General features: G+C 50.2%; 20 protein-coding genes. 11 read left to right on the top strand and 9 right to left on the bottom strand.

The genetic code is table 11. The features are described from left to right. Positions 1-23 precede the first annotated feature (23 nt). A complete protein-coding gene (locus tag IE074_RS11125) occupies positions 24-1,421 on the bottom strand; it encodes an RsmB/NOP family class I SAM-dependent RNA methyltransferase (RefSeq protein WP_189385532.1) in 1,398 nt (465 codons plus the stop codon). 5 nt (positions 1,422-1,426) lie between these two features. Beyond that, entirely contained in the window at positions 1,427-2,089 is a 663-nt protein-coding gene (purN, locus tag IE074_RS11120) for a phosphoribosylglycinamide formyltransferase (protein ID WP_189385531.1), read from the bottom strand. 47 nt (positions 2,090-2,136) lie between these two features. Here purN and IE074_RS11115 point away from each other — a divergent pair, with 47 nt between their 5' ends. The 8 genes from IE074_RS11115 to IE074_RS11080 are packed head-to-tail and all read left to right on the top strand — an operon-like array spanning position 2,137 to position 10,276. Further along, entirely contained in the window at positions 2,137-3,102 is a 966-nt protein-coding gene (locus IE074_RS11115; RefSeq protein WP_189385530.1) for a bifunctional riboflavin kinase/FAD synthetase, read from the top strand. Continuing rightward, positions 3,092-5,953: an isoleucine--tRNA ligase gene (gene ileS, locus IE074_RS11110; RefSeq protein WP_189385544.1), complete on the top strand. Its 2,862-nt coding sequence runs from the start codon at positions 3,092-3,094 to the stop codon at positions 5,951-5,953. Before IE074_RS11115 ends, ileS begins: the two co-directional genes overlap by 11 nt. Further along, positions 5,946-6,458, top strand: a complete 513-nt coding sequence (gene lspA / locus IE074_RS11105) for a signal peptidase II (RefSeq protein ID WP_189385529.1) — start codon at positions 5,946-5,948, stop codon at positions 6,456-6,458. Before ileS ends, lspA begins: the two co-directional genes overlap by 8 nt. Next, positions 6,455-7,651 (top strand): bifunctional phosphopantothenoylcysteine decarboxylase/phosphopantothenate--cysteine ligase CoaBC, encoded by a 1,197-nt coding sequence (gene coaBC, locus IE074_RS11100; RefSeq protein ID WP_189385528.1) that lies wholly within the window; start codon positions 6,455-6,457, stop codon positions 7,649-7,651. The genes lspA and coaBC overlap by 4 nt, the downstream gene beginning before the upstream one ends. Before the next feature lie 33 nt (positions 7,652-7,684). Continuing rightward, positions 7,685-8,347 carry a DedA family protein gene (locus IE074_RS11095; protein ID WP_189385527.1) on the top strand — a complete coding sequence of 221 codons (663 nt, stop codon included), beginning with the start codon at positions 7,685-7,687 and terminating at the stop codon, positions 8,345-8,347. A 28-nt stretch (positions 8,348-8,375) separates the two neighbouring features. Then, positions 8,376-8,801, top strand: a complete 426-nt coding sequence (locus IE074_RS11090) for a hypothetical protein (protein ID WP_189385526.1) — start codon at positions 8,376-8,378, stop codon at positions 8,799-8,801. Then, positions 8,798-9,244 (top strand): dUTP diphosphatase, encoded by a 447-nt coding sequence (dut, locus tag IE074_RS11085; protein ID WP_189385525.1) that lies wholly within the window; start codon positions 8,798-8,800, stop codon positions 9,242-9,244. The genes IE074_RS11090 and dut overlap by 4 nt, the downstream gene beginning before the upstream one ends. A 21-nt stretch (positions 9,245-9,265) precedes the next feature. Beyond that, the gene (locus tag IE074_RS11080; protein WP_189385524.1) at positions 9,266-10,276 is read left to right on the top strand and encodes a Bug family tripartite tricarboxylate transporter substrate binding protein; all 1,011 of its coding nucleotides are present in this window, start codon (positions 9,266-9,268) and stop codon (positions 10,274-10,276) included. A gap of 69 nt (positions 10,277-10,345) precedes the next feature. Here IE074_RS11080 and IE074_RS11075 read toward each other — a convergent pair whose 3' ends face one another. Genes IE074_RS11075 through clpS form a run of 6 tightly spaced genes read right to left on the bottom strand, consistent with a single transcriptional unit; the run spans position 10,346 to position 18,002 of the window. Then, complete coding sequence (locus tag IE074_RS11075) at positions 10,346-11,503, bottom strand: ABC transporter substrate-binding protein (protein ID WP_189385523.1); 1,158 nt, start codon at positions 11,501-11,503, stop codon at positions 10,346-10,348. 59 nt (positions 11,504-11,562) lie between these two features. Then, on the bottom strand, positions 11,563-12,234 hold the full coding sequence (locus IE074_RS11070) for a PqiC family protein (RefSeq protein WP_189385522.1): 672 nt from the start codon (positions 12,232-12,234) through the stop codon (positions 11,563-11,565). A 15-nt stretch (positions 12,235-12,249) separates the two neighbouring features. Continuing rightward, entirely contained in the window at positions 12,250-13,980 is a 1,731-nt protein-coding gene (locus IE074_RS11065; RefSeq protein WP_189385521.1) for a PqiB family protein, read from the bottom strand. Between the two features lie 59 nt (positions 13,981-14,039). Beyond that, a complete protein-coding gene (locus IE074_RS11060) occupies positions 14,040-15,320 on the bottom strand; it encodes a paraquat-inducible protein A (RefSeq protein ID WP_189385520.1) in 1,281 nt (426 codons plus the stop codon). Beyond that, positions 15,320-17,620, bottom strand: coding sequence for an ATP-dependent Clp protease ATP-binding subunit ClpA (gene clpA / locus IE074_RS11055; protein WP_189385519.1), 2,301 nt, complete (start codon positions 17,618-17,620; stop codon positions 15,320-15,322). Before clpA ends, IE074_RS11060 begins: the two co-directional genes overlap by 1 nt. Positions 17,621-17,672: 52 nt before the next feature. Beyond that, the gene (clpS, locus tag IE074_RS11050; protein ID WP_371808415.1) at positions 17,673-18,002 is read right to left on the bottom strand and encodes an ATP-dependent Clp protease adapter ClpS; all 330 of its coding nucleotides are present in this window, start codon (positions 18,000-18,002) and stop codon (positions 17,673-17,675) included. Between the two features lie 242 nt (positions 18,003-18,244). Between clpS and IE074_RS11045 the strand changes: the two genes are divergently transcribed. From IE074_RS11045 to IE074_RS11035, 3 genes are read left to right on the top strand one after another with little or no spacing between them, the layout of a single operon-like run. Further along, positions 18,245-18,490: a cold-shock protein gene (locus IE074_RS11045; RefSeq protein WP_169294946.1), complete on the top strand. Its 246-nt coding sequence runs from the start codon at positions 18,245-18,247 to the stop codon at positions 18,488-18,490. A gap of 13 nt (positions 18,491-18,503) precedes the next feature. Beyond that, positions 18,504-18,983 carry a DUF192 domain-containing protein gene (locus IE074_RS11040; protein ID WP_169294947.1) on the top strand — a complete coding sequence of 160 codons (480 nt, stop codon included), beginning with the start codon at positions 18,504-18,506 and terminating at the stop codon, positions 18,981-18,983. 33 nt (positions 18,984-19,016) lie between these two features. After that, positions 19,017-19,358 (top strand): hypothetical protein, encoded by a 342-nt coding sequence (locus IE074_RS11035; RefSeq protein WP_169294948.1) that lies wholly within the window; start codon positions 19,017-19,019, stop codon positions 19,356-19,358. A gap of 92 nt (positions 19,359-19,450) precedes the next feature. On the opposite strand, the gene sodB is transcribed toward IE074_RS11035, so the two are convergent. Then, the gene (gene sodB, locus IE074_RS11030) at positions 19,451-20,029 is read right to left on the bottom strand and encodes a superoxide dismutase [Fe] (protein ID WP_189385518.1); all 579 of its coding nucleotides are present in this window, start codon (positions 20,027-20,029) and stop codon (positions 19,451-19,453) included. Between the last annotated feature and the right edge of the window lies 1 nt (position 20,030).

The raw sequence follows: 20,030 nt of genomic DNA, 5'->3' as shown, positions 1-20,030 counted from the left end.
AACAACCCGCCATTCTGAATGATTTACGATGACCGGTTGTCGTTTGCCGGCATGCCTTCGACCGGGCCTGAAACTTCCTCTTTTTTACGGCGCTCCAGCACTGCAGCAAAAAAGCCGTCTGTACCGTGAACATCCGGACGCAAGCGAAGGTATTCATTCTCCATGACCAGATTAGGGCAACGGTCACCCAACACCTGGTTCACATGCAGCAAGGTGAAGTCTGGATGGTTTTGCAGAAAACGCTCAACCTGTTGTTCGTTTTCTTCAGGCAGAACACTGCAGGTTGAATAAACCAGGCGCCCCCCAGGGGCGACACAGCGTGAGGCACTGGCCAGAATACTGGCCTGCAGGGCAGCCAGCTCGGCCACATCCTTGGGCGCTTGGCGCCATTTAAGATCGGGGTTGCGACGCAAGGTGCCCATGCCAGTACAAGGCGCATCTACCAGCACGCGGTGTGCTTTGCCGGCCAAACGCTTCACACGGGCATCATTTTCATTGGCAATCACCACAGGCGTCACGTTGGAAAGACCGCTGCGGGCAACCCGCGGCTTGGCTTTTGCCAAACGGGCTGCAGACACGTCAAAAGCGTAAAGCCGACCGGTTGAACGCATAAGTGCACCCAACAACAGGGTTTTACCCCCCGCCCCGGCACAAAAATCAATCACCATCTCACCACGGCGCGGGCTCACCAGCATGCCAAGTATTTGGCTGCCCTCATCCTGAACTTCCAAAGAGCCGTTTTCAAACAAAGGCCAGCGGTTAATCGCCGGCTTGCCATTCAGGCGTATCCCCCACGGCGAATACGGCGTGGGTTGTGGCTCGAACTGCTCTGCCGGAGAATCCTTGAAAGCGGCCAAAACAGTGTCACGATCGGTTTTAAAACTGTTAACGCGCAAATCCAGTGGCGCTTTTTCGTTCAGCGCAGCGATCAGGGAGTCTGCATTGTCGAGCTTGCTGAAATGCTCGTACAACCAATCGGGCAGACTACCCCGCACAGCGGGTGACAATGCATTCAGGTCAATGGTTTGCAAATGCTCAAGCCAGGCATTTTCCTCATCGGAAAGCACAGCCCGGATCGCGTCGTGTCCCAGGGTTGAAGACAAACCCAGAATGGCCAGGCGCTGCAATGATGAGCCTACACCACTTTCGGCAAATTGCCGGTATCTGCGCAGGTTACGCAGAATATCAAACACAGCCTCGGCCACTTCGGCACGGTCACGACTGCCCAGCGACTTATTCATGCGAAACCATGCAGACAATACCGAATCTGCCGGAAATTTCCATTTTTGCACTTCTGCAAAAACGGTTTTAACCTGTTCTATGCGTATGGCATAAACCGGCGCTTTAACAACCGGTTTTTCAGGGCCTTTTCTTCTGCCGGCAGAACCCTGCCGGTTGCGTGAGGTGGCACTTGATCCCATTTTAATTATCCTTTTTCTGAAAACATGAACAGTGATGGCACTTCACGTTTATAAATAACTTTGCCATTATCGCCCAGTTTTACAATATCTTCTGCCAAATAACCCACTACGGACGGAAACATTATGTGTTCTATGCCCAGCACCCGTTGCGCCAGTTCATCGGCCGTATCGGTTTTAAGAACGGGCACGGCCGCCTGCGCAATAATGGGGCCATGATCCAACACCGGTGTTACAAAATGAATGGTGCAGCCATGCAGCAGTACGCCTGCGTCCAGCGCCTGCTGGTGCGTGTCCAGTCCGGGAAAGGATGGCAACAGGGAAGGATGAATATTAATAAGCCGCCCGTGGTAATGACGCACGAATTTTTCGGTCAGAATACGCATGAAGCCGGCCAGCAAGACATAATCAGGCTGATGGGTATCAATAATTGCCTGCAGGGCTTGATCGAATGATTCGCGCGAATCATAATCCTTGTTCAGGATTTCGTGTACAGTTATACCCTGCTCTTTGGCCCATTCAAGACCTTTGCTGTTCCTTGAGTGGGAAATAACCGCCGCCACATGGATGCCAGGCCGGTTTTTGGCCATTTTGACAATGGCCTGCATATTCGAACCACGGCCCGAAATCAGCAAAACAAAACGTTTGGGTGATTGATTTACAACAGTCACAGCATAACTTCCTTCTTAATGAAGCGTAAAATTGTAAACTGTTATTCGTGAAAAATACTATTAATCTTTATCGTAATGCTTTCCCCGCTTCCCAACAACGGGAAAGCGCATTAACCATCGGCAACTTCGATGGTGTCCATTTGGGGCACCAGCGTCTGCTTGAGCGCGTCGTCCAGGTAGCCAGCGAAAAAAACCTGGTCCCATCGGTCATGACATTTTTACCACACCCCAGGGAATACTTTGCCTTTCTTGAGCAACGCCCCGAACTGGCGCCAACCCGTATTTCATCGCTGCGAGATAAAGTCTGCGCCCTGGCCAATGCCGGCATAGAACAGGTTTTCCTGAATCGCTTCAACCAACAATTCGCCACACTTGGGGCCGAACAATTCATTGAAGACATTCTGGTGCACCGGCTAAGGACCCAATGGCTTTATGTTGGGGTTGATTTTCGTTTTGGCAAAAAACGCAGTGGCGATATTGCCCTTTTACGCGATGCTTCTTCACACTTCGGTTTCGAGGTGGAAACGCTTGAAGATGTGCTGGATGAGCAAAACCAGCGCTATTCAAGCACCGAGCTGCGTAATGTGCTTGCCTTTGGCAATCTTGACCGCGCCAGCAGCTATCTTGGGCGCCCCTACGAAATCAGTGGCCATGTCATTCACGGAAAAAAACTGGGCCGGACTATTGGCTACCCAACCTTGAATATCCGCGCCATGCCAAGATGTGCCTTGCGCTCGGGTATTTATGTGGTTGCGGTCAAGGGCCTTGACGGGCAAATGCTCCCGGGCATTGCCAGCCTGGGTGTGCGCCCCACCGTAGAATCCGATGGCAAAGTATTGCTCGAAGTACATATTCTGGATAAAACCGTATCTGCATACGGTAAACTTATTACTGTCGCATTCCTGCACTATGTGCGGGATGAAGAAAAATTTCCCAATTTACCCACAATGATCGATGCCATCCGCAACGATGAGCGCATCGCTCGTAACTATTTTGCTGTCCATGGACTATAAAAACACTTTAAATTTGCCCGAAACATCTTTCCCTATGCGTGGAAACCTGCCTAAACGCGAACCTGAATGGGTTAAACAATGGGAAGAAAATAAAGTTTACGAAGCCATCCGCAAAGCCAGCAAAGGGCGGCCAACGTTTATTTTGCATGATGGCCCTCCGTATGCAAACGGTGACATTCACATTGGTCACGCAGTTAATAAAATCCTCAAGGACATCATCCTTAAAAGCCGCAACATGGCTGGCTTTGATGCCCCTTATGTACCGGGCTGGGACTGTCACGGCATGCCCATCGAGATCCAGATCGAGAAAAAATTCGGCAAACACTTGCCTGTGGCTGAAGTGCAGTCAAAAGCCCGTGCCTATGCGTACGAGCAAATAGACCGCCAGCGTAAAGACTTCAAACGACTGGGGGTACTGGGTGAGTGGGACAACCCCTATCTAACCATGAATTTTGCCAACGAGGCCAATGAAATCCGTGCCCTGGCCGATATTCTGGACAAAGGATATATTTTCCGTGGACTCAAACCGGTTAACTGGTGTTTTGACTGCGGTTCCGCCCTGGCAGAAGCCGAGGTTGAATACCAGGATCGCAAAGACCCCGCGATTGATGTCGCCTTCCCGTTTGCTGAAAAAGACAAATTGGCCAAAGCCTTCAATCTTGACCGTATCGATGATGGCGCCGTGGTCATCTGGACCACCACTCCCTGGACCATTCCGTCCAACATGGCGCTTAACATTCATCCCGAGCTGGAATACTCGCTCGTGCGTGTTACCCCATCCCTGCCCACAGGCCCGTTGCTGTTGCTGGCCACAGACCGCGTAGAAGCCTGCCTTCAGGCATGGGAACTGGAAGGCACCATTGAAGCCAGCTGTGCGGGTGCTGCGCTTGACCACATCGCTTTCCACCACCCGCTGTACCAGGCAGATGCCGGTTATGACCGCCTGTCTCCCATCTATCTGGGCGACTACGTTACCGTTGATGCCGGTACCGGTATTGTTCATTCGGCCCCTGCTTATGGTATTGATGACTTCAACTCATGCAAAGCCAATGGCGTTAAAGACGACGCCATCATCAGCCCTGTCATGGCCGACGGCAAATATGCCAGCAGCCTGCCCCTGTTTGGCGGCCTCTCCATTTGGGACGCCAACCCCAAAATCGTGGAAACCATGAAACAGGCTGGCACACTGATTAAAGTCGAGCCCCTGAAACACAGTTACATGCATTGCTGGCGCCATAAAACGCCGGTTATTTACCGCGCTACCAGCCAATGGTTTGCCGGCATGGACCGCCAGCCCAACGATGGCTCTGCCACCCTGCGTGAAAAAGCCCTGGCTGGCGTTGAAGCCACCAGTTTTTATCCGGCCTGGGGCCGTGCACGCCTGCACGCCATGATTGCCAACCGTCCCGACTGGACCTTGTCACGTCAGCGCCAGTGGGGCGTTCCCATGGCTTTCTTCGTACATAAGGAAACCGGCGAACTCCATCCACGCAGTGTTGAGTTGCTGGAACAGGTTGCCCAACGGGTTGAAAAAGAAGGCATTGAAGCCTGGCAATCGCTGGACCCCAAAGAACTGCTGGGTGAAGAAGCCGGTCAATACGAAAAAAACCGTGACACCCTGGATGTCTGGTTTGATTCGGGCACCACGCATTTTACGGTCATGGGCGGCAAAGACCACGTTTGCAATGGCTCCCACGCAGACACCCTGCGCTGGCCCGCAGACTTGTATCTTGAAGGCTCAGACCAGCACCGTGGCTGGTTCCACTCTTCCCTGCTAACGTCTTCCATGATGTTTGGCCAACCGCCCTACAAGGGCTTGCTGACCCATGGTTTTGTGGTAGATGGGCAAGGCCGGAAAATGAGTAAATCCGTGGGCAACGTGATTGCCCCGCAAAAAGTTTCCGACTCTTTGGGTGCTGAAATCATCCGTCTCTGGACCGCTGCCACCGACTACTCAGGCGAACTGTCCATTTCTGACCAGATCCTGAAGCGCGTGGTTGAAAGCTACCGACGTATTCGCAATACCCTGTGCTTCCTGCTGGGCAACCTGAATGATTTTGACGCGTCCAAAGATGAAGTCAGCCTTGAGCACATGTTTGAGGTCGACCGCTATGCGCTGGCACTTACCAAATCCATGCAAGACGAGGTGCTGGCACATTACCAGGAACTCAACTTTCACCCTGCCGTGGCAAGGTTGCAAATTTTCTGTTCCGAAGACCTGGGCGCATTTTACCTGGACACCCTGAAAGACCGTTTATACACCAGCGGCAAAGACAGCCTGGCGCGTCGTTCCGCACAAACCGCCCTGCTGCACATTACGTTCAGCCTGCTTAAACTAATGGCTCCCATCCTGTCGTTTACGGCTGAAGAAGCCTGGGCGGTTCTGCGCGAATCCACCCTGAAAAACACCGAACTGGCCAATGGCATTACCATCTTTACCGAGGTATACCATGATATTCCAGTACCTGCAGACAGTGATTCATTAAGCGTAAAATGGTCACGCCTGCTTGAAATCAGGGCTGAGCTGAATAAACAGCTTGAAGACTTGCGAAGTGCTGGCCAGATCGGTTCGGCCCTGCAGGCCGAGGTGGATATTTATGCAAGCGAACCGGATCTGGCCTGGCTGCAAAGCCTGGGCGATGATCTGCGCTTCATTTTCATTGTGTCGCGCGCAACCGTACATGCGTCAAACGGAGAACTCCGTTTTGAAATCGCACCGTCGGGGCATGAAAAATGTGAGCGTTGCTGGCACTATCGTAAAGATGTCAGCAGTCACCCGGAACATCCAGGCATTTGCTCACGCTGCGTTGACAACCTGTACGGCGACGGCGAGGCGCGTGAATATGCCTGACCAGCATAACGGCAAACAACCCGTTGCCTATGGCATATGGGTTGCCTGCGCCCTTTTCCTGATCGCCCTGGACCAGGCCAGCAAACTGTATTTTGAACAAAATTTTGACTATCTGGAAAGGCTGAACATACTTCCTTTCTTTGATTTCATTCTGGTTTACAATCAGGGGGCTGCCTTTAGCCTGCTGGCCGATGGCAGCGGCTGGCAACGCTGGTTCTTCCTGGTCCTGGGCCTGGGTGCAACCGGATTTATTCTGCATCTGCTAAAAAAGCACAAAGCACAAACGTTTTTCTGTTTTTCGCTTACACTTATCATGGCCGGCGCGCTGGGCAATGTCATCGATCGCATGGCCTATGGCCATGTTATTGATTTTCTTCTTTTTTATTGGGGAAACGTCTATTTTCCAGCCTTCAATGTGGCGGACATTTGTATTACCATAGGGGCTGTCTTCCTCATTCTTGATGAGATCCTTCGTATTCGTCGTACCAAACAAGAGCAAGCATGAATCCAGACCTTTCCGGCAAACGCATCGTATTGGGTATTACAGGTGGTATTGCCTGCTATAAGGCGGCAGAACTTACCCGCAGGCTCATGGATCACGGTGCCACAATTACCGTGGTCATGACTGATGCCGCCACGCAGTTCGTAACGCCCACCACCTTTCAGGCCCTGTCAGGAAACCCGGTTTATACCGAGACACTGGACGCCCGTATGGCCAACAGCATGGCGCACATCAATTTAAGCCGCCAGGCTGATGCCATCATTATCGTACCGGCCAGTGCCGATTTCATTGCAAAACTCAGTCATGGCCTGGCCGATGACCTGCTTTCAACCCTGTGTTTGGCCAAAGGCAATTGTCCCCTGATCGTGGTTCCGGCCATGAACCGGGAAATGTGGGCGCATCCGGCAACCCAGCGCAACCTGCAGCAGCTGCTTCAAGACAACGCCACCGTTTGGGGTCCAGGCAGTGGCTCACAGGCCTGCGGCGAAACCGGCAGCGGACGCATGCTTGAACCCCATGAAATCGTAAATGAAACCATTGCGTTTTTTCAGGAAAAGCTGTTACATGGCAAACGCGTGCTAATTACTGCTGGCCCCACGGCAGAGCCCATCGACCCGGTACGCATGATCACCAACCGCTCATCTGGCAAAATGGGTTATGCCATGGCCCGTGCAGCACGAGAAGCCGGTGCACAGGTTATCCTGGTTTCTGGCCCTACCGCGCTTGAAGCCCCTTATGATGTGCAGCGTATATCGGTCACGACAGCCAAACAAATGTACGACCAAGTCATGCAACACGCCCATGAGGCCGATATTTTCATCTCGGTCGCTGCGGTTGCCGACTGGCACGTTAGCAACTTCCAGGAGAACAAAATCAAGAAAACCGGGAATGCAGGCATGGACCTGAAATTTGCGCCCAACCCGGATATTCTAGCCTCGGTTGCCGCACTTGATAATGGGCCATGGTGTGTAGGTTTTGCGGCAGAAACGGAAAACCTGCTGGAATACGCCGAAAGCAAACGACAACGTAAAAACATTCCCTTGCTGGTTGGTAACCTGGCGCAAGACGTGATGGATGCCGATTCCACTACCATGGTTCTTTTCGAGGAAAACGGTCATCAACAACTGCCCACCCTGCCCAAACTGGCCGCTTCACGCCAATTGATTAAACATATTGCCTTGAAACTGTCGGCATAAAAGCCCTTTTTCAGGATCAACCGGTATATTTCCATGGATCACCTGCTTCAACAGATCATTACCTTCATCCAGGACAACCAGGTCTGGGCAGGCCCCATTATTGCCTTGCTTACCTTTGGCGAGTCCATGCTTATTATTGGCCTGGCTATCCCGGCAACCGCCATTTTGCTGGCAACCGGCACCTTAATCGGCTCAGATGTACTGTCTCCCTGGCCCATCATTATCTGGGGCATAACTGGCGCTATCCTGGGTGATGCCCTTTCCTACTGGATCGGACGCTGGTTTGGCATGGATATCACCCGTAAATGGCCCCTGAACCAGCACCGGAAAATGGTTGCGCGAACAAGGCTGTTCTTTTATAAATATGGTGTCTTATCGGTTTTTCTGGGTCGCTTTATGGGTCCGATCCGCTCCACGATACCTGCCGTTGCAGGCATCATGAACATGTCGCATCTGCGGTTTCAAATCGCCAACGTAACCTCTGCCATCATCTGGATGCCTGTCATGATCATGCCAGGGTATCTGGGTGCCAAAGGTGCCGAAGCCATTTCAGATTCCCATGGTGCAGGCGGTGGAAGCACTCTGTTAATTGGTACCATATTGTCAGTGGTTGCCGGTGTCTGGCTAATCTATTCGCTCATGAAAAAACCACCTGTAAAAAACAAAACCAATAAAGGAAAGGATCAAGGCCGGTAGCCGCCCCTAACAAGGTAAAGGATGTGTCATGCTGAAGAGCCACGAAAGCCCCAAAAACGGGGATTATGCTTCATATATTGATGAGCTTGTAAAGCAGTCATCCTTATCTTCCCCCGCGCAAAACCCAAACAATGATTTTACACAGGACTTTCCCGAGAGCTTCACCAGTAACGAAGGTTTAACACCCGCAGTCCCTGCAAAACCTGCGCCTTATGCCTTGCCACAACAAGAAAAACCAACAGATACTACCAAGCCTCAAGCCTATACTGCCTCAGCTTTCAATAAAAACATCAGAAGATTTTTCTTCCTGATTTTTCTGATTGCATTTCTGGGCTCCATCATTGCTAAATCAGACGGGCAAGGGGCAATTGTCCTGATTATCATTGTTGCCATTGCCGTGCTCCGGTTCATGGCATCAATTTTCAATTCTACGAAATCAAATAGGAAAAAATGAAAATAGACCTAAAAATCCTCGATGAGCGCATGCGCTCACAATTGCCGGCCTATGCTACCGGCGGATCGGCCGGCCTTGATCTGCGAGCCTGTCTTGATGAAGCCATCACACTGAAACCGGGCCAGACCACCTTGATTCCCACCGGTTTATCCATATTCATAAAAAACCCCAACTATGCTGCCGTTATCTTGCCACGCTCCGGCCTTGGTCATAAACACGGTATCGTACTTGGTAATCTGGTTGGCCTCATCGACTCCGACTATCAGGGACAACTCATGGTTTCAACCTGGAATCGCGGCCAGACTGATTTTGTCATATCCCCCATGGAACGAATTGCCCAATTGGTGGTGGTTCCCGTACAGCAAGTAGAATTCAATCTTGTCGATGAGTTTGAAGACAGTGATCGCGGTACCGACGGTTTTGGCAGTACCGGCCGCCGTTAATTTTTTTATAAGGACATAATAATGACACTGACACGCAGAATGATTTTGAAAAGCGCTGGCGCCCTGCTGGCCTCTGGCCTCCTGGGTTCCACGATGGCAATGGCGCAGGATGCCGCAGCAGCCTGGCCCGAAAAGCCGATTAATTTTGTGGTTCCTTATGCTGCTGGCGGCCCGCTTGATACCATCGCCCGCCTCTTGGGTGAAAAAGTGCAGCAAGAACTCAAACAAACCGTTATCGTCGAAAACAAAGCCGGTGCCGGTGGCAATATTGGTGCCGCTTCAGTGGCCAAGGCCCAACCCGATGGCTACACACTGGTAATGGGTGCCGTTGCGATCCAGGCCATTAATCCCTGGCTATATAAAAACATTACTTTTGATCCCATCAAAGACTTCGCGCCGGTCATTATGGTTTCATCGGTACCTAATGTTTTAATCGTCAATAAAGATTTTGCTGAAACCAACAATATCAACAACCTGCAAGACTTGATTGACTATGCCAAAAACAATGCCGGCAAGCTTAATTATGCTTCTGGTGGCAGCGGCAGTGCCGGCCACCTGGCCGGTGAGCTCATGAAAGCCCGCACAGGCATTGATGCGGTCCACGTCCCTTATGGGGGTGCCAATCCGGCAAAACTGTCTTTATTGTCTAACCAGACCCAGTTCATGTTTGACAACCTGGCATCTTCTTTGCCACTTATCAATGAAGGACAGGTAAAAGCACTAGCCGTCACGACCAAAGACGCCACCCCCTTTCTGCCAGACACCCCCACCATGGAAGCGTCCGGCATTAAAGACTTTGATATTGGCACCTGGTTTGGTGTATTTGCCACCGGCGGCACCCCCGAACCGGTTATTAAAAAACTGAACAAAGCCTATGCCAATGCCATGAATGACCCGGCCGTACAAAAGCAGCTGAAAACCATGGGTTCCGATACCAAACCCGGCACTGCGCAGGAATTTGCCGACTTTGTAAAATCCGAACACGAGAAATACAAGGAAATCGTAAAAATCTCGGGTGCCACCATTAACTGACCGGCAACAAAGATGACTCACTGATAATTAGCCTGATGCTATTTTTATCAGTGCGTCATACAGCCCGGTTTATTGCTCACCGGCGTATACAAATTTTCCATCCTTAATGGTGCCCATGACGGCAGCACGGGCATCAAAGCCCTGATGATCACTAGGTGAAATATTCAGCACGCCATTAGGAACAATCAGGTCCCTGGTGTTTTCAATTTCATCACGCAGGGCATTCCTGAACTCAATGGTTCCGGGCTTGATTCCCTTTTTAATAACGCGTGACACGGCCTTGTCGGCCACAATCCAGGCACCCCAGGCATCACCGGCAAACTGGGTTGCCGTATTCGGGCCGTATTTGGCCTCATAGCGTTCGGTAAAGTCCATGGCGACCTGCTTAACCGGATTACTGTCTGGCAGGCCACGGGCAACTACCCCCGGACCGGTTGGGAACAGTGTTCCCTCAACAGACTTGCCACCTACCTGAAGAAACTCAAGCGTACCAATACCATGCGTTTGGTAAATCGGGTTCTTGTAACCACGGTCTTTCAGGGTTTTTTCGGGCAATACAGCAGGAGTGCCGGCACCAGCCACCAAAATGGCATCGGGTTTGGCGGAAATCAGCTTCAGGGCCTGGCCAACAACTGATGAATCAGTGCGTTGAAAGGATTCACGGGCAACCACCTCAAGCCGGCCATCCAGGCGCGAGGTAAACTCTTTCCACCAGTTCTCACCATAAGAATCGGCAAAACCGATAAAGCCAACGGTTTTATGCCCTTTTTTAACCATTTCATCAATCAGGACATCGGCCATTAAGCTATCATTCTGGGGCATTTTGAACACCCAGCGACGGCCCGGATCATCAGCAGGCTCTACAATAGAGCTGGAGGCAGCCAATGCAATCAAAGGGGTTTGGGTTTCTTTCAGGACATCCAGCAAAGCCAAGGTAGCCGCAGTTGTATTGGGGCCAATAATCATATCGACTTTATCTTCCGCAGTCAGCTTGCGCACATTCCTGACGGCCTTGCTCACATCGGTACCATCATCAAGAATAATATATTTGGCTTTTTCTCCACCCAGTGTCTCTGGCCACAAATTCATGGCATTTTGAGACTGTATGCCAATGGCAGCAGCAGGACCGGTAGCCGAGACATTCACACCCACCACGACATCAGCCTGACTGACCGATTGAAAGGCAAATGCAGCCATAATTCCAGAGAATAGAATTTTCTTTTTCATTGCAAATATTATCCTAAGTGTTACAAATTGCTTTTATGCGGGGTTTTTGCACCCCTGGTTTACGACTGGCGACAAGCGCGGGTTTGCACCGAAGCCTGCACCATCTTATCGGCCGCCACAACACCAGGATTGATTTTTTGGGCCATTTCATTGGCCAGCAATCGAATCGCCTGCTGCTGTCCATTGACCACGGAAGCGGCATCTTTTTGCATAACCGGTACACTGACCCGCGTTTGACAAATCCATGAGGCACGGGTGCCTGATGGCGGCTTAAGGGTCCATACTACATCAAGCGTTGCGCTATTGCCCGGCATCAGGTCAAACTGCTGCACATTAACTTGAACGGCCCAGACCGGCAAAACGCCAGATACAACAGGCAAGTTCTGCACATTAAGGGCGCCCAGCCGGGCTGCCAGATAAAATGACAGGGATTGACCAATTTCATCAGACAGCGAACCTGCCCAACGGGCAGCATTCAGCGCATACATAACCTGCGGTTCGGCCGGATTGCGCACCATCAGCTGGGGCCTGTCGACTGACTCGGGAATTTGCGGTGAGGAAATTTGCACACCGAATGGCGCATTGCCCATGACGGTCGCCGACTGCGTCTGCGGCTGCAATGAATAATATTTGACGGCCGGTGCCGAAGCGCAACCAGCCATTAAACTTAGCACTGCCCCTGTCCCCAGTAAACCGGCCAATCTTTTCAAAATAACGAGATGTTGTTGCATAAGTTTGATGTTGAACTATTCCATAAATGGTATTTGATCTTTCTGCCTACCCCTGATGACCGAAGAGGGCTCTGTCTGCAAAAAGTCACTGATTGCACGAAACGAGCTCATGGTACGCGTCAGCTCCCTGAGCATGGTACGCACCTCGGACATTAACGCACCATCCTGACTCACGGTATCATCCAGGCTGTTAACCAGTTTATCAGCCCCGTTCAGTGAGCGGGTTGCCTGACGCAGGGTTTTATTCATTTCAGGCAGGGTTTTGCTGTCCAGGCTGCCAACCAGTTTGGCTACCCCTTGCAAGGCACTGTCCAGTGATTGGCCCATTGAATCCAGGGGAAGATCCTTGAGCTTGCGGATAATCTGATTCAGGTTATCCTGAATTTGATCAAAACTGCCGCCTACCGTTGGAATGATGAACGGGTCTTGCGACAAATCAGGCGCTGGCAAAGGTGGCTCATCAGGAAAATGATCCAACGCGACATACAGTTGGCCGGTAAAAATATTGGCAAAACGCAATTGCCCCCTTAAACCACTGGCAAAAAAATCTTTTATTTCATCAACGCCCACTTCTTTAACCCGGTCACCAGACGATGCCTTGCTGTTTAGCACAACACCCAGCCGGTTTTCATAAACAATCGCATCCACCACCGCAAAACTTTCCTTGCTCCTGGCATCATACTCAAGACTAATAGCCCGCACCTCTCCCAAATTGATGCCTTTGAAGTCAAGCGGTGCCCCTGCCTGCAGACCACGTACCGAATTGCTGAATTTCATACGAACCGGATAGGCTTGCCCATACGGATCAGACATGGCCCGTTGCTCGGTGGCTTCCAGCAAAAACACAGAGTTTGCCTGGGCCAGATTGCTTTGTTGTCCATGTCTGAGTGGGGGATCGGCAAAGGCAACCCCACCACTTAACAACGAAACCACGGATTGGGTTTTAAAATTCAGGCCGTTGGCACCCAAGGAAAAATCCAGGCCACTGGCATTCCAGAAACGGCTGTTTTCAGTGACAAACTGGTCATAGGGAGAGTCAATAAAAATAAGTATGTTAACGGCATGCCCATCTTTGGCAAGTTGGTAATTGATGACCTGCCCCACTGGAATACGTCGATAATAGACCGGTGAACCGATATCCAAAGACCCCAGGTTAACAGCATTCAACACAAATTTTTTACCAGGACGATTGCTGGAAATCTCAGGTGGGTGCTCCAGGCCAATAAACTCATCGGTATAAACCGGCTCTTCCGTCTTGTCATCAGGTACATCAACACCAATATATGAACCTGACACCAAGGTTCCCAGTCCCGAGACCCCACTCACGCCAAGGCGAGGCTTGACCACCCAGAAACGGGTTCCTTTCTGCATCAGAAATTCACTTTCATTGGAAAGACTGACATTGACCTCTACTTCGTTTCTGTCCGGAGTGAGACCAATTTTATTCACATGCCCGATCACCACATCCTTGTAGCGAACCTGTGTTTTTCCAACCTCAAGCCCTTCAGCTGTTTTGAATATGATGCTGGCTTCCGGTCCCTGATCCATGTAATCGCGGACCAGTAATGAGATGCCCACAATGGCCGCAATAAAGGGAACCAGCCATATCCATGAGATGTTTTTCCCTTTTTTTTGACTGATTACCGGCTCTTTGACGATCGGTGGTTTTACCTCTGATGAGTTATCTGTCACCGATGAGTCCTTCATTTCCCGGGGGTGTGATCGCTTGTCTTCAGATTCAGACATTTTTTGTTTTCCACATAAATTAACGCCATGAATAGAGCAGGTACTTCAAAGGCAATGCCTCATTGAAATGTGGGTGCGGTCTCTACTGGCTCAAAATCTTCTTTTTCAATTCCATCATCAACGCAGTCCCACCCTTCCCGGATGTCAAAACTTTGTGCAGCCAGCATTGTAAAAACAACCACCAGGCCAAAGGCAGAAGCGCCCTGCCCGGGCATGACACTCATCAGGCTGCCAAAACTGGCCAGAGCTGCCAGCAATATCACCACAAAAACATCCAGCATGGACCATTGCCCAATATACTCAACCACCTGGTAAAGGCGGGTATGCTGTTGCTGAATGGCATGGTTGCCAGATTTATCATTAATATATAAAACCAGCATAATAACGATTTTGCTAATGGGTACTACCACGCTGGCCACAAAAACAATTAAAGCCAAATCCCACGAACCCAATTCCCAAAGTTGCAACACGCCACCCAAAATAGTATGCCGGCTGGAGCCCAGCAAAGTATCAATGACCATAATCGGATACAGGTTGGCCGGGACATAAAACACGATGGCCGCTGCAAGCAGGGCCAGGGTTCGGGATTTATGTTTGGGTTTACGGTAATGCACGCTGGCATTGCAGCGAACACAACGCCCTGTTTCCTGTTGGCTTAAGGTCAGCTGTGAACAAACCTCACAGGCAAGCACGTATTGCCCGGCTTGCGGTTTAACCGGCAAATCATTGGCGACTCCTTGCTCTTGTGCCAGTTGCCAGATTTTACGGGAATTGAGTTTATTAAGAAAAGTCAGCAAAAAGGTCAGTACGGCAAATGCCCACAAACCGGCATCAGGATCAAGTGACGCCATATCTGCCAACTTGACCACAGCCACCAGCACACCCAGCATGAAAACCGGGATCATGGACCAAGGTTTGCACAACCAGCTCAGACGGGAAAAAGTGCGCAAACCTGGCGGATATTTCTTCTTATACAGAAAAGACAGAATCCACGTTAGCAGGCTTAATTGCAAAAGCGGAACCGCAAAGCCCACCATTAAACACATGGTGGCAACCAGAGGAAAACCCTGCCCCCAGGTCACCTGGATAGATTGAAGAAATGTAGCGCTGCGAGACATACCGGCTGAGGAAAGCGTGGCAACCGGCATAAGATTGGCAATAAGAAAAACCCATAATGCCGCCACCGACAAGGCCAACCAGGCACTGACATTGAGCCTTCCCTTTTGAAGCAAAACAGTACCGCAGCGTACACATGAGGCGCGTTGGCGCTCATGGAGCTGCGGTTTTACATGAAGCTGTCCACAGTGATGGCATGCCAGCCTGATTGCCGCACCCTGCATCAGGAAACAAGCACCTCTTCCTTATGTTCGTGGTCATCGGCTTTTGAGCCTGGCTCTTCAAAAAACAGGGAAACCTGTTCATCCTTGATGTCAACGCGTACAGCCCCGCCGTTGGCAAGCTTGCCAAACAGCAACTCGTCGGCCAGCGCCCGACGAATGACATCCTGGATAAGCCGCTGCATGGGCCTTGCACCCATGAGCGGATCAAAGCCTTTATCGGCCAGATAAGCACGCAGCTCATCGGTAAAAGTCACTTCCACCCGTTTCGCATGCAGCTGTTCTTCAAGCTCAATCAGGAATTTATCCACAACACGCAAAATAACTTCTTTATTGAGCGCCGCAAAAGGAATAATAGCATCAAGACGGTTACGGAATTCCGGGGTGAAGAGCCGCTTTATTTCAGCCATTTCATCCCCTGCCTGGCGCGAAGCGGCAAACCCGATTGTGGGCTTGTTAAGCATTTCAGCACCCGCATTGGTGGTCATGATAAGAATGACATTCCTGAAATCAGCCTTGCGACCGTTGTTATCGGTTAAGGTACCGTGGTCCATGACCTGCAGCAGGATATTGAAAATATCCGGATGCGCTTTTTCTATTTCATCAAGCAGCAATACACAATGCGGCTGTTTAGTGATGGCTTCGGTTAAAAGACCCCCTTGGTCAAAGCCGACATAACCGGGTGGCGCACCAATGAGGCGGGAAACCGCATGACGTTCCATGTACTCGGACATGTCAAAACGAACCAGCTCGACCCCCAGCGTAAAGGCCAGCTGCCTTGCCACTTCTGTTTTACCAACCCCGGTAGGGCCGGAAAACAGGAACGAACCAATGGGTTTGTCGGGTTTACCCAAACCGGAACGCGACATTTTAATGGCTGCGGCCAAGGCGGTAATGGCATCGTTTTGCCCAAACACCACGGTTTTCAAATCCCGCTCTAGCGTGGCAAGCTTGTTCCGGTCATCGGTAGAAACACTTTGCGGTGGAATACGCGCCATTTTTGCAACAATAGCCTCAACCTCTGCCTTGCCAATCACTTTTTTCTGCCGTGATTTGGGCAGTAATCTTTGTGCTGCCCCTGCTTCGTCAATGACATCAATAGCCTTGTCCGGCAAATGCCGGTCATTGATATGACGGGCTGACAATTCAGCAGCGGCAACCAACGCAGCAGATGAATAGCGCACCCCATGGTGCTCTTCAAACTTGGACTTCAGGCCACGCAAAATCTGGATGGTTTGCTCTACGCTAGGCTCAGCGACATCAACTTTCTGAAAACGGCGTGACAAGGCGTGGTCTTTTTCAAAAATACCCCGATATTCTTTATAGGTTGTTGCACCCATGCAACGCAATTTACCTGAAGACAAAGCCGGTTTTAGCAGGTTGGATGCATCCATCGTTCCACCAGAGGCCGATCCGGCACCGATGAGCGTATGAATCTCATCGATGAAAAGTACGGCATTTTCGTGTTCTTCAAGTTGTTTGAGAACCGCTTTCAGGCGTTGCTCAAAGTCTCCGCGGTATTTGGTGCCCGCCAGCAATGCCCCCATATCAAGCGCATAAACCCGTGCAGATGAAAGAATCTCCGGAACTTCGCTGTTTTCAATTCTTAATGCCAGGCCTTCGGCAATGGCGGTTTTGCCAACACCGGCTTCACCCACCAGCAAGGGGTTATTCTTGCGGCGACGGCATAAAATCTGGATGACCCGTTCAATTTCCGGGTCACGCCCGATAAGCGGATCTATTTTGCCTTCCTGCGCATTGGCATTCAGGTCTTGCGCATACAACGCCAACGGAGACTTATCAAAATCGCTGGGTTCGCGCGAACTTGCCACTGACTCTTCGTGGCGCTCTTCCTTGGGTGGTGGCAATTTGGATATGCCATGCGAAATATAGTTAACCACATCAAGGCGGGTAATGTTTTCTTCCTGCAAGAAGAAAACCGCATGAGAGTCTTTTTCACTGAATATGGCCACCAGCACATTGGCACCTGTGGTGGGCTTCTTGTTACTGCCGTTTGATGACACGTGCATGATCGCACGCTGGATCACCCGTTGGAAACCCAAGGTAGGCTGGGTGTCAACCTCTTCATCGCCGGGTACGACAGGCGTATTTTCATTAACAAATTTACGCAGTTTGCCACGCAAGGATTCAATATCGGCATCACAGGCCTTGAGCACGTCAAGTGCTGCGGCATTGTCCAGCAGGGCAAGCAATAAATGCTCAACCGTAATGAACTCGTGACGTGATGATCTGGCATCAACAAATGCCATATGTAAGCTTACTTCCAATTCTTGAGAAATCACATCATCCTCCGATACTTCCTTAAACTGCCAAACATTACCTGCTGTAGACCCATTATGTCTCGAGAGGTTCCATTATGCACTGCAAAGGGTGCTGGTTGGAACGGGCATACTGGGCCACCATGGCCACTTTGGTTGCCGCAACATCTTTGGGATAAACACCGCAAACCGCTTTTCCTTCATGATGCACTTTCAACATGATCAAAGTAGCATCTTCTTCAGATTTTGCAAAAAATTTTTGTAAAACCACAACGACAAAATCCATTGGCGTGTAATCATCATTAAGCAATAACACCTGATAAAAAGGTGGTGGCGCGAGTTTTGCCTTTTGCTTCTCGGTCACAAGTCCAGATTGTTGCCCCATTATCCACTCTTGAAAAAACATGTACAAATAAATTTACATTGTAAGCATGATTCTGCCTGTTATTTCACTTATATACAAATAACGGACTTAATCGGTAATTTCCACTATTGACGAGCCGGTGCTTTAAACGCATCATTTAGATACACTTTAGCGCAAATGGTTCGCCAACCTGGGTTTTAGTGTACAAAGGATAAGGTTATTCCTTTATTATTAGGACACACCTTTATCCGATTATGTTTCATTTTTATTCAAAGGCAGTGCATATGTCAGAAACAACCGAATCAAACGTTCACGTCGACGGACAAAAACAAACAGGAACCGTCAAGTGGTTCAATGATGCCAAAGGTTTCGGGTTCATTACCCCAGACGGCGGTGGAGAAGATCTCTTTGCCCATTTTTCATCCATTCAAATGAATGGATTTAAAACCCTTAAAGAAGGCCAAAAAGTTTCCTTTGAAATTGCCCAGGGTCCAAAAGGCAAACAGGCATTAAGTATTACTGAAGCCTGACTGGACAAGCATAATGCAACGCATCAAGTTAATGGGGCAGCAATGTCCCATTGGGCCTTTTTTTTTCATCATTCTCGCTCTATGCGTTTTTCTGCTGTGCATGTCATCCAGTCGTGCTGAAAACACAGCACCCCTGAAAACACGCAGCCTTTCCATCAATAACATCAACATTACCGCTGAAATCGCCGATACACACGAAACACGCATGAAAGGCTTGATGTTTCGCCGGCAAATGCCAACCAATCACGGCATGCTGTTTGTCTTCGAAGAAAGCCAGCCTCTGTGCTTCTGGATGCGCAACACCTATATTCCGCTGGCCATTGCTTTTATGGATGAGCAGGGAAGAATCCTGAACTTTCATGAGATGCTGCCACTGCGCGATGACACTTACTGCTCATCAGCCCCGGCAAAGTACGCGCTGGAAATGAACCAGCACTGGTTCAGGGACAACAATGTCAAGGAACAGGATATCATACGGTTCTTGCCCCATTAATACCCCGTTTTTTGCCTAGCATTAAGGACGCCCATGAAAAAGGTTTATGCAGCTATATTGACTGGCATTTTTATCAGTGCCTGCTCCTCCTCCAGCAACCCTTACCCCCTTAAACCGACTGAAATCAACAACAGTTCCGGAAAATTACCGGCCCAGGCAGCACATTGCATTAACAACGCATGGAAAGCCCAGTACCCGGCCACAAAAATCCAAAGACAAACCACTGATTTTTATCTTGTCACGATTCCTGGCCCCGATGCCGATATCGCCCAGGCAATTATAGACACCGGCGTTCTGCTAACGGCAAAGGTCAGGCTCCTTGCCATACCCGGCGCCGACCCACAAATCACGCAAATGGTCAAAGACTGTCTTTGAATATATATAAAAACCCCCAGCCATTATGTTACTTCAATGGCCGGGGGCTCCTGACCGGCCTTTATGGCCGGTTTTTCATCGCTGTGCGGGATTTAGGCCAGGTTGGCTGCCGCGAATTCCCAGTTCACAATATTCCAGAATGTTTCCAGATATTTAGGACGTGCGTTGCGGTAGTCGATATAGTAGGCATGCTCCCATACGTCACAGGTAAGCAGGGGCTTATCGTTACCAGTCAATGGAGTTGCTGCGTTACTGGTATTAACGATATCCAGTGTGCCGTCTTCTTTTTTAACCAGCCATGTCCAGCCTGAACCAAAGTTGCCTGCGGCAGATTTGTTGAAGGCTTCTTTAAATGCGGCAACACTGCCCCATTTTGCATTGATGGCTTCCAGCAATGCACCTGTTGGCTCACCACCACCGTTGGGAGACAAGCTGTTCCAGTAGAAGGTGTGATTCCAGACTTGTGCCGCATTGTTAAATACACCACCTGAAGATTTCTTGATGATTTCTTCAAGGCTTGCGTTTTCAAACTCGGTACCAGCAATTAAATTATTCAGGTTGGTAACGTATGTCTGATGGTGTTTGCCGTAGTGAAACTCGAGTGTTTCCTGGGAAATGTGTGGAGCCAGTGCATCTAGTGCATACGGCAAAGCGGGTAACGTATGTGCCATT

This window comes from Advenella faeciporci (genome assembly GCF_014652395.1).
In the GTDB taxonomy this organism is placed as follows: domain Bacteria; phylum Pseudomonadota; class Gammaproteobacteria; order Burkholderiales; family Burkholderiaceae_B; genus Advenella; species Advenella faeciporci.
Note: the sequence above shows the minus strand (reverse complement) of the source record. Positions and strands in the feature narration are given on the sequence as shown.

What these genes read in the sequence shown, in the direction of transcription:
- ileS (WP_189385544.1), top strand. Translation starts at nt 3,092, where the DNA reads ATGGACTATAAAAACACTTTAAATTTGCCCGAAACATCTTTCCCTATG.
- IE074_RS11045 (WP_169294946.1), top strand. Translation starts at nt 18,245, where the DNA reads ATGTCAGAAACAACCGAATCAAACGTTCACGTCGACGGACAAAAACAA.
- IE074_RS11060 (WP_189385520.1), bottom strand. Translation starts at nt 15,320, where the DNA reads ATGCAGGGTGCGGCAATCAGGCTGGCATGCCATCACTGTGGACAGCTT.
- lspA (WP_189385529.1), top strand. Translation starts at nt 5,946, where the DNA reads ATGCCTGACCAGCATAACGGCAAACAACCCGTTGCCTATGGCATATGG.
- IE074_RS11070 (WP_189385522.1), bottom strand. Translation starts at nt 12,234, where the DNA reads ATGCAACAACATCTCGTTATTTTGAAAAGATTGGCCGGTTTACTGGGG.
- coaBC (WP_189385528.1), top strand. Translation starts at nt 6,455, where the DNA reads ATGAATCCAGACCTTTCCGGCAAACGCATCGTATTGGGTATTACAGGT.
- IE074_RS11095 (WP_189385527.1), top strand. Translation starts at nt 7,685, where the DNA reads ATGGATCACCTGCTTCAACAGATCATTACCTTCATCCAGGACAACCAG.
- IE074_RS11090 (WP_189385526.1), top strand. Translation starts at nt 8,376, where the DNA reads ATGCTGAAGAGCCACGAAAGCCCCAAAAACGGGGATTATGCTTCATAT.
- IE074_RS11065 (WP_189385521.1), bottom strand. Translation starts at nt 13,980, where the DNA reads ATGTCTGAATCTGAAGACAAGCGATCACACCCCCGGGAAATGAAGGAC.
- sodB (WP_189385518.1), bottom strand. Translation starts at nt 20,029, where the DNA reads ATGGCACATACGTTACCCGCTTTGCCGTATGCACTAGATGCACTGGCT.
- dut (WP_189385525.1), top strand. Translation starts at nt 8,798, where the DNA reads ATGAAAATAGACCTAAAAATCCTCGATGAGCGCATGCGCTCACAATTG.
- clpS (WP_371808415.1), bottom strand. Translation starts at nt 18,002, where the DNA reads ATGTTTTTTCAAGAGTGGATAATGGGGCAACAATCTGGACTTGTGACC.
- IE074_RS11035 (WP_169294948.1), top strand. Translation starts at nt 19,017, where the DNA reads ATGAAAAAGGTTTATGCAGCTATATTGACTGGCATTTTTATCAGTGCC.
- IE074_RS11080 (WP_189385524.1), top strand. Translation starts at nt 9,266, where the DNA reads ATGACACTGACACGCAGAATGATTTTGAAAAGCGCTGGCGCCCTGCTG.
- IE074_RS11125 (WP_189385532.1), bottom strand. Translation starts at nt 1,421, where the DNA reads ATGGGATCAAGTGCCACCTCACGCAACCGGCAGGGTTCTGCCGGCAGA.
- IE074_RS11075 (WP_189385523.1), bottom strand. Translation starts at nt 11,503, where the DNA reads ATGAAAAAGAAAATTCTATTCTCTGGAATTATGGCTGCATTTGCCTTT.
- IE074_RS11040 (WP_169294947.1), top strand. Translation starts at nt 18,504, where the DNA reads ATGCAACGCATCAAGTTAATGGGGCAGCAATGTCCCATTGGGCCTTTT.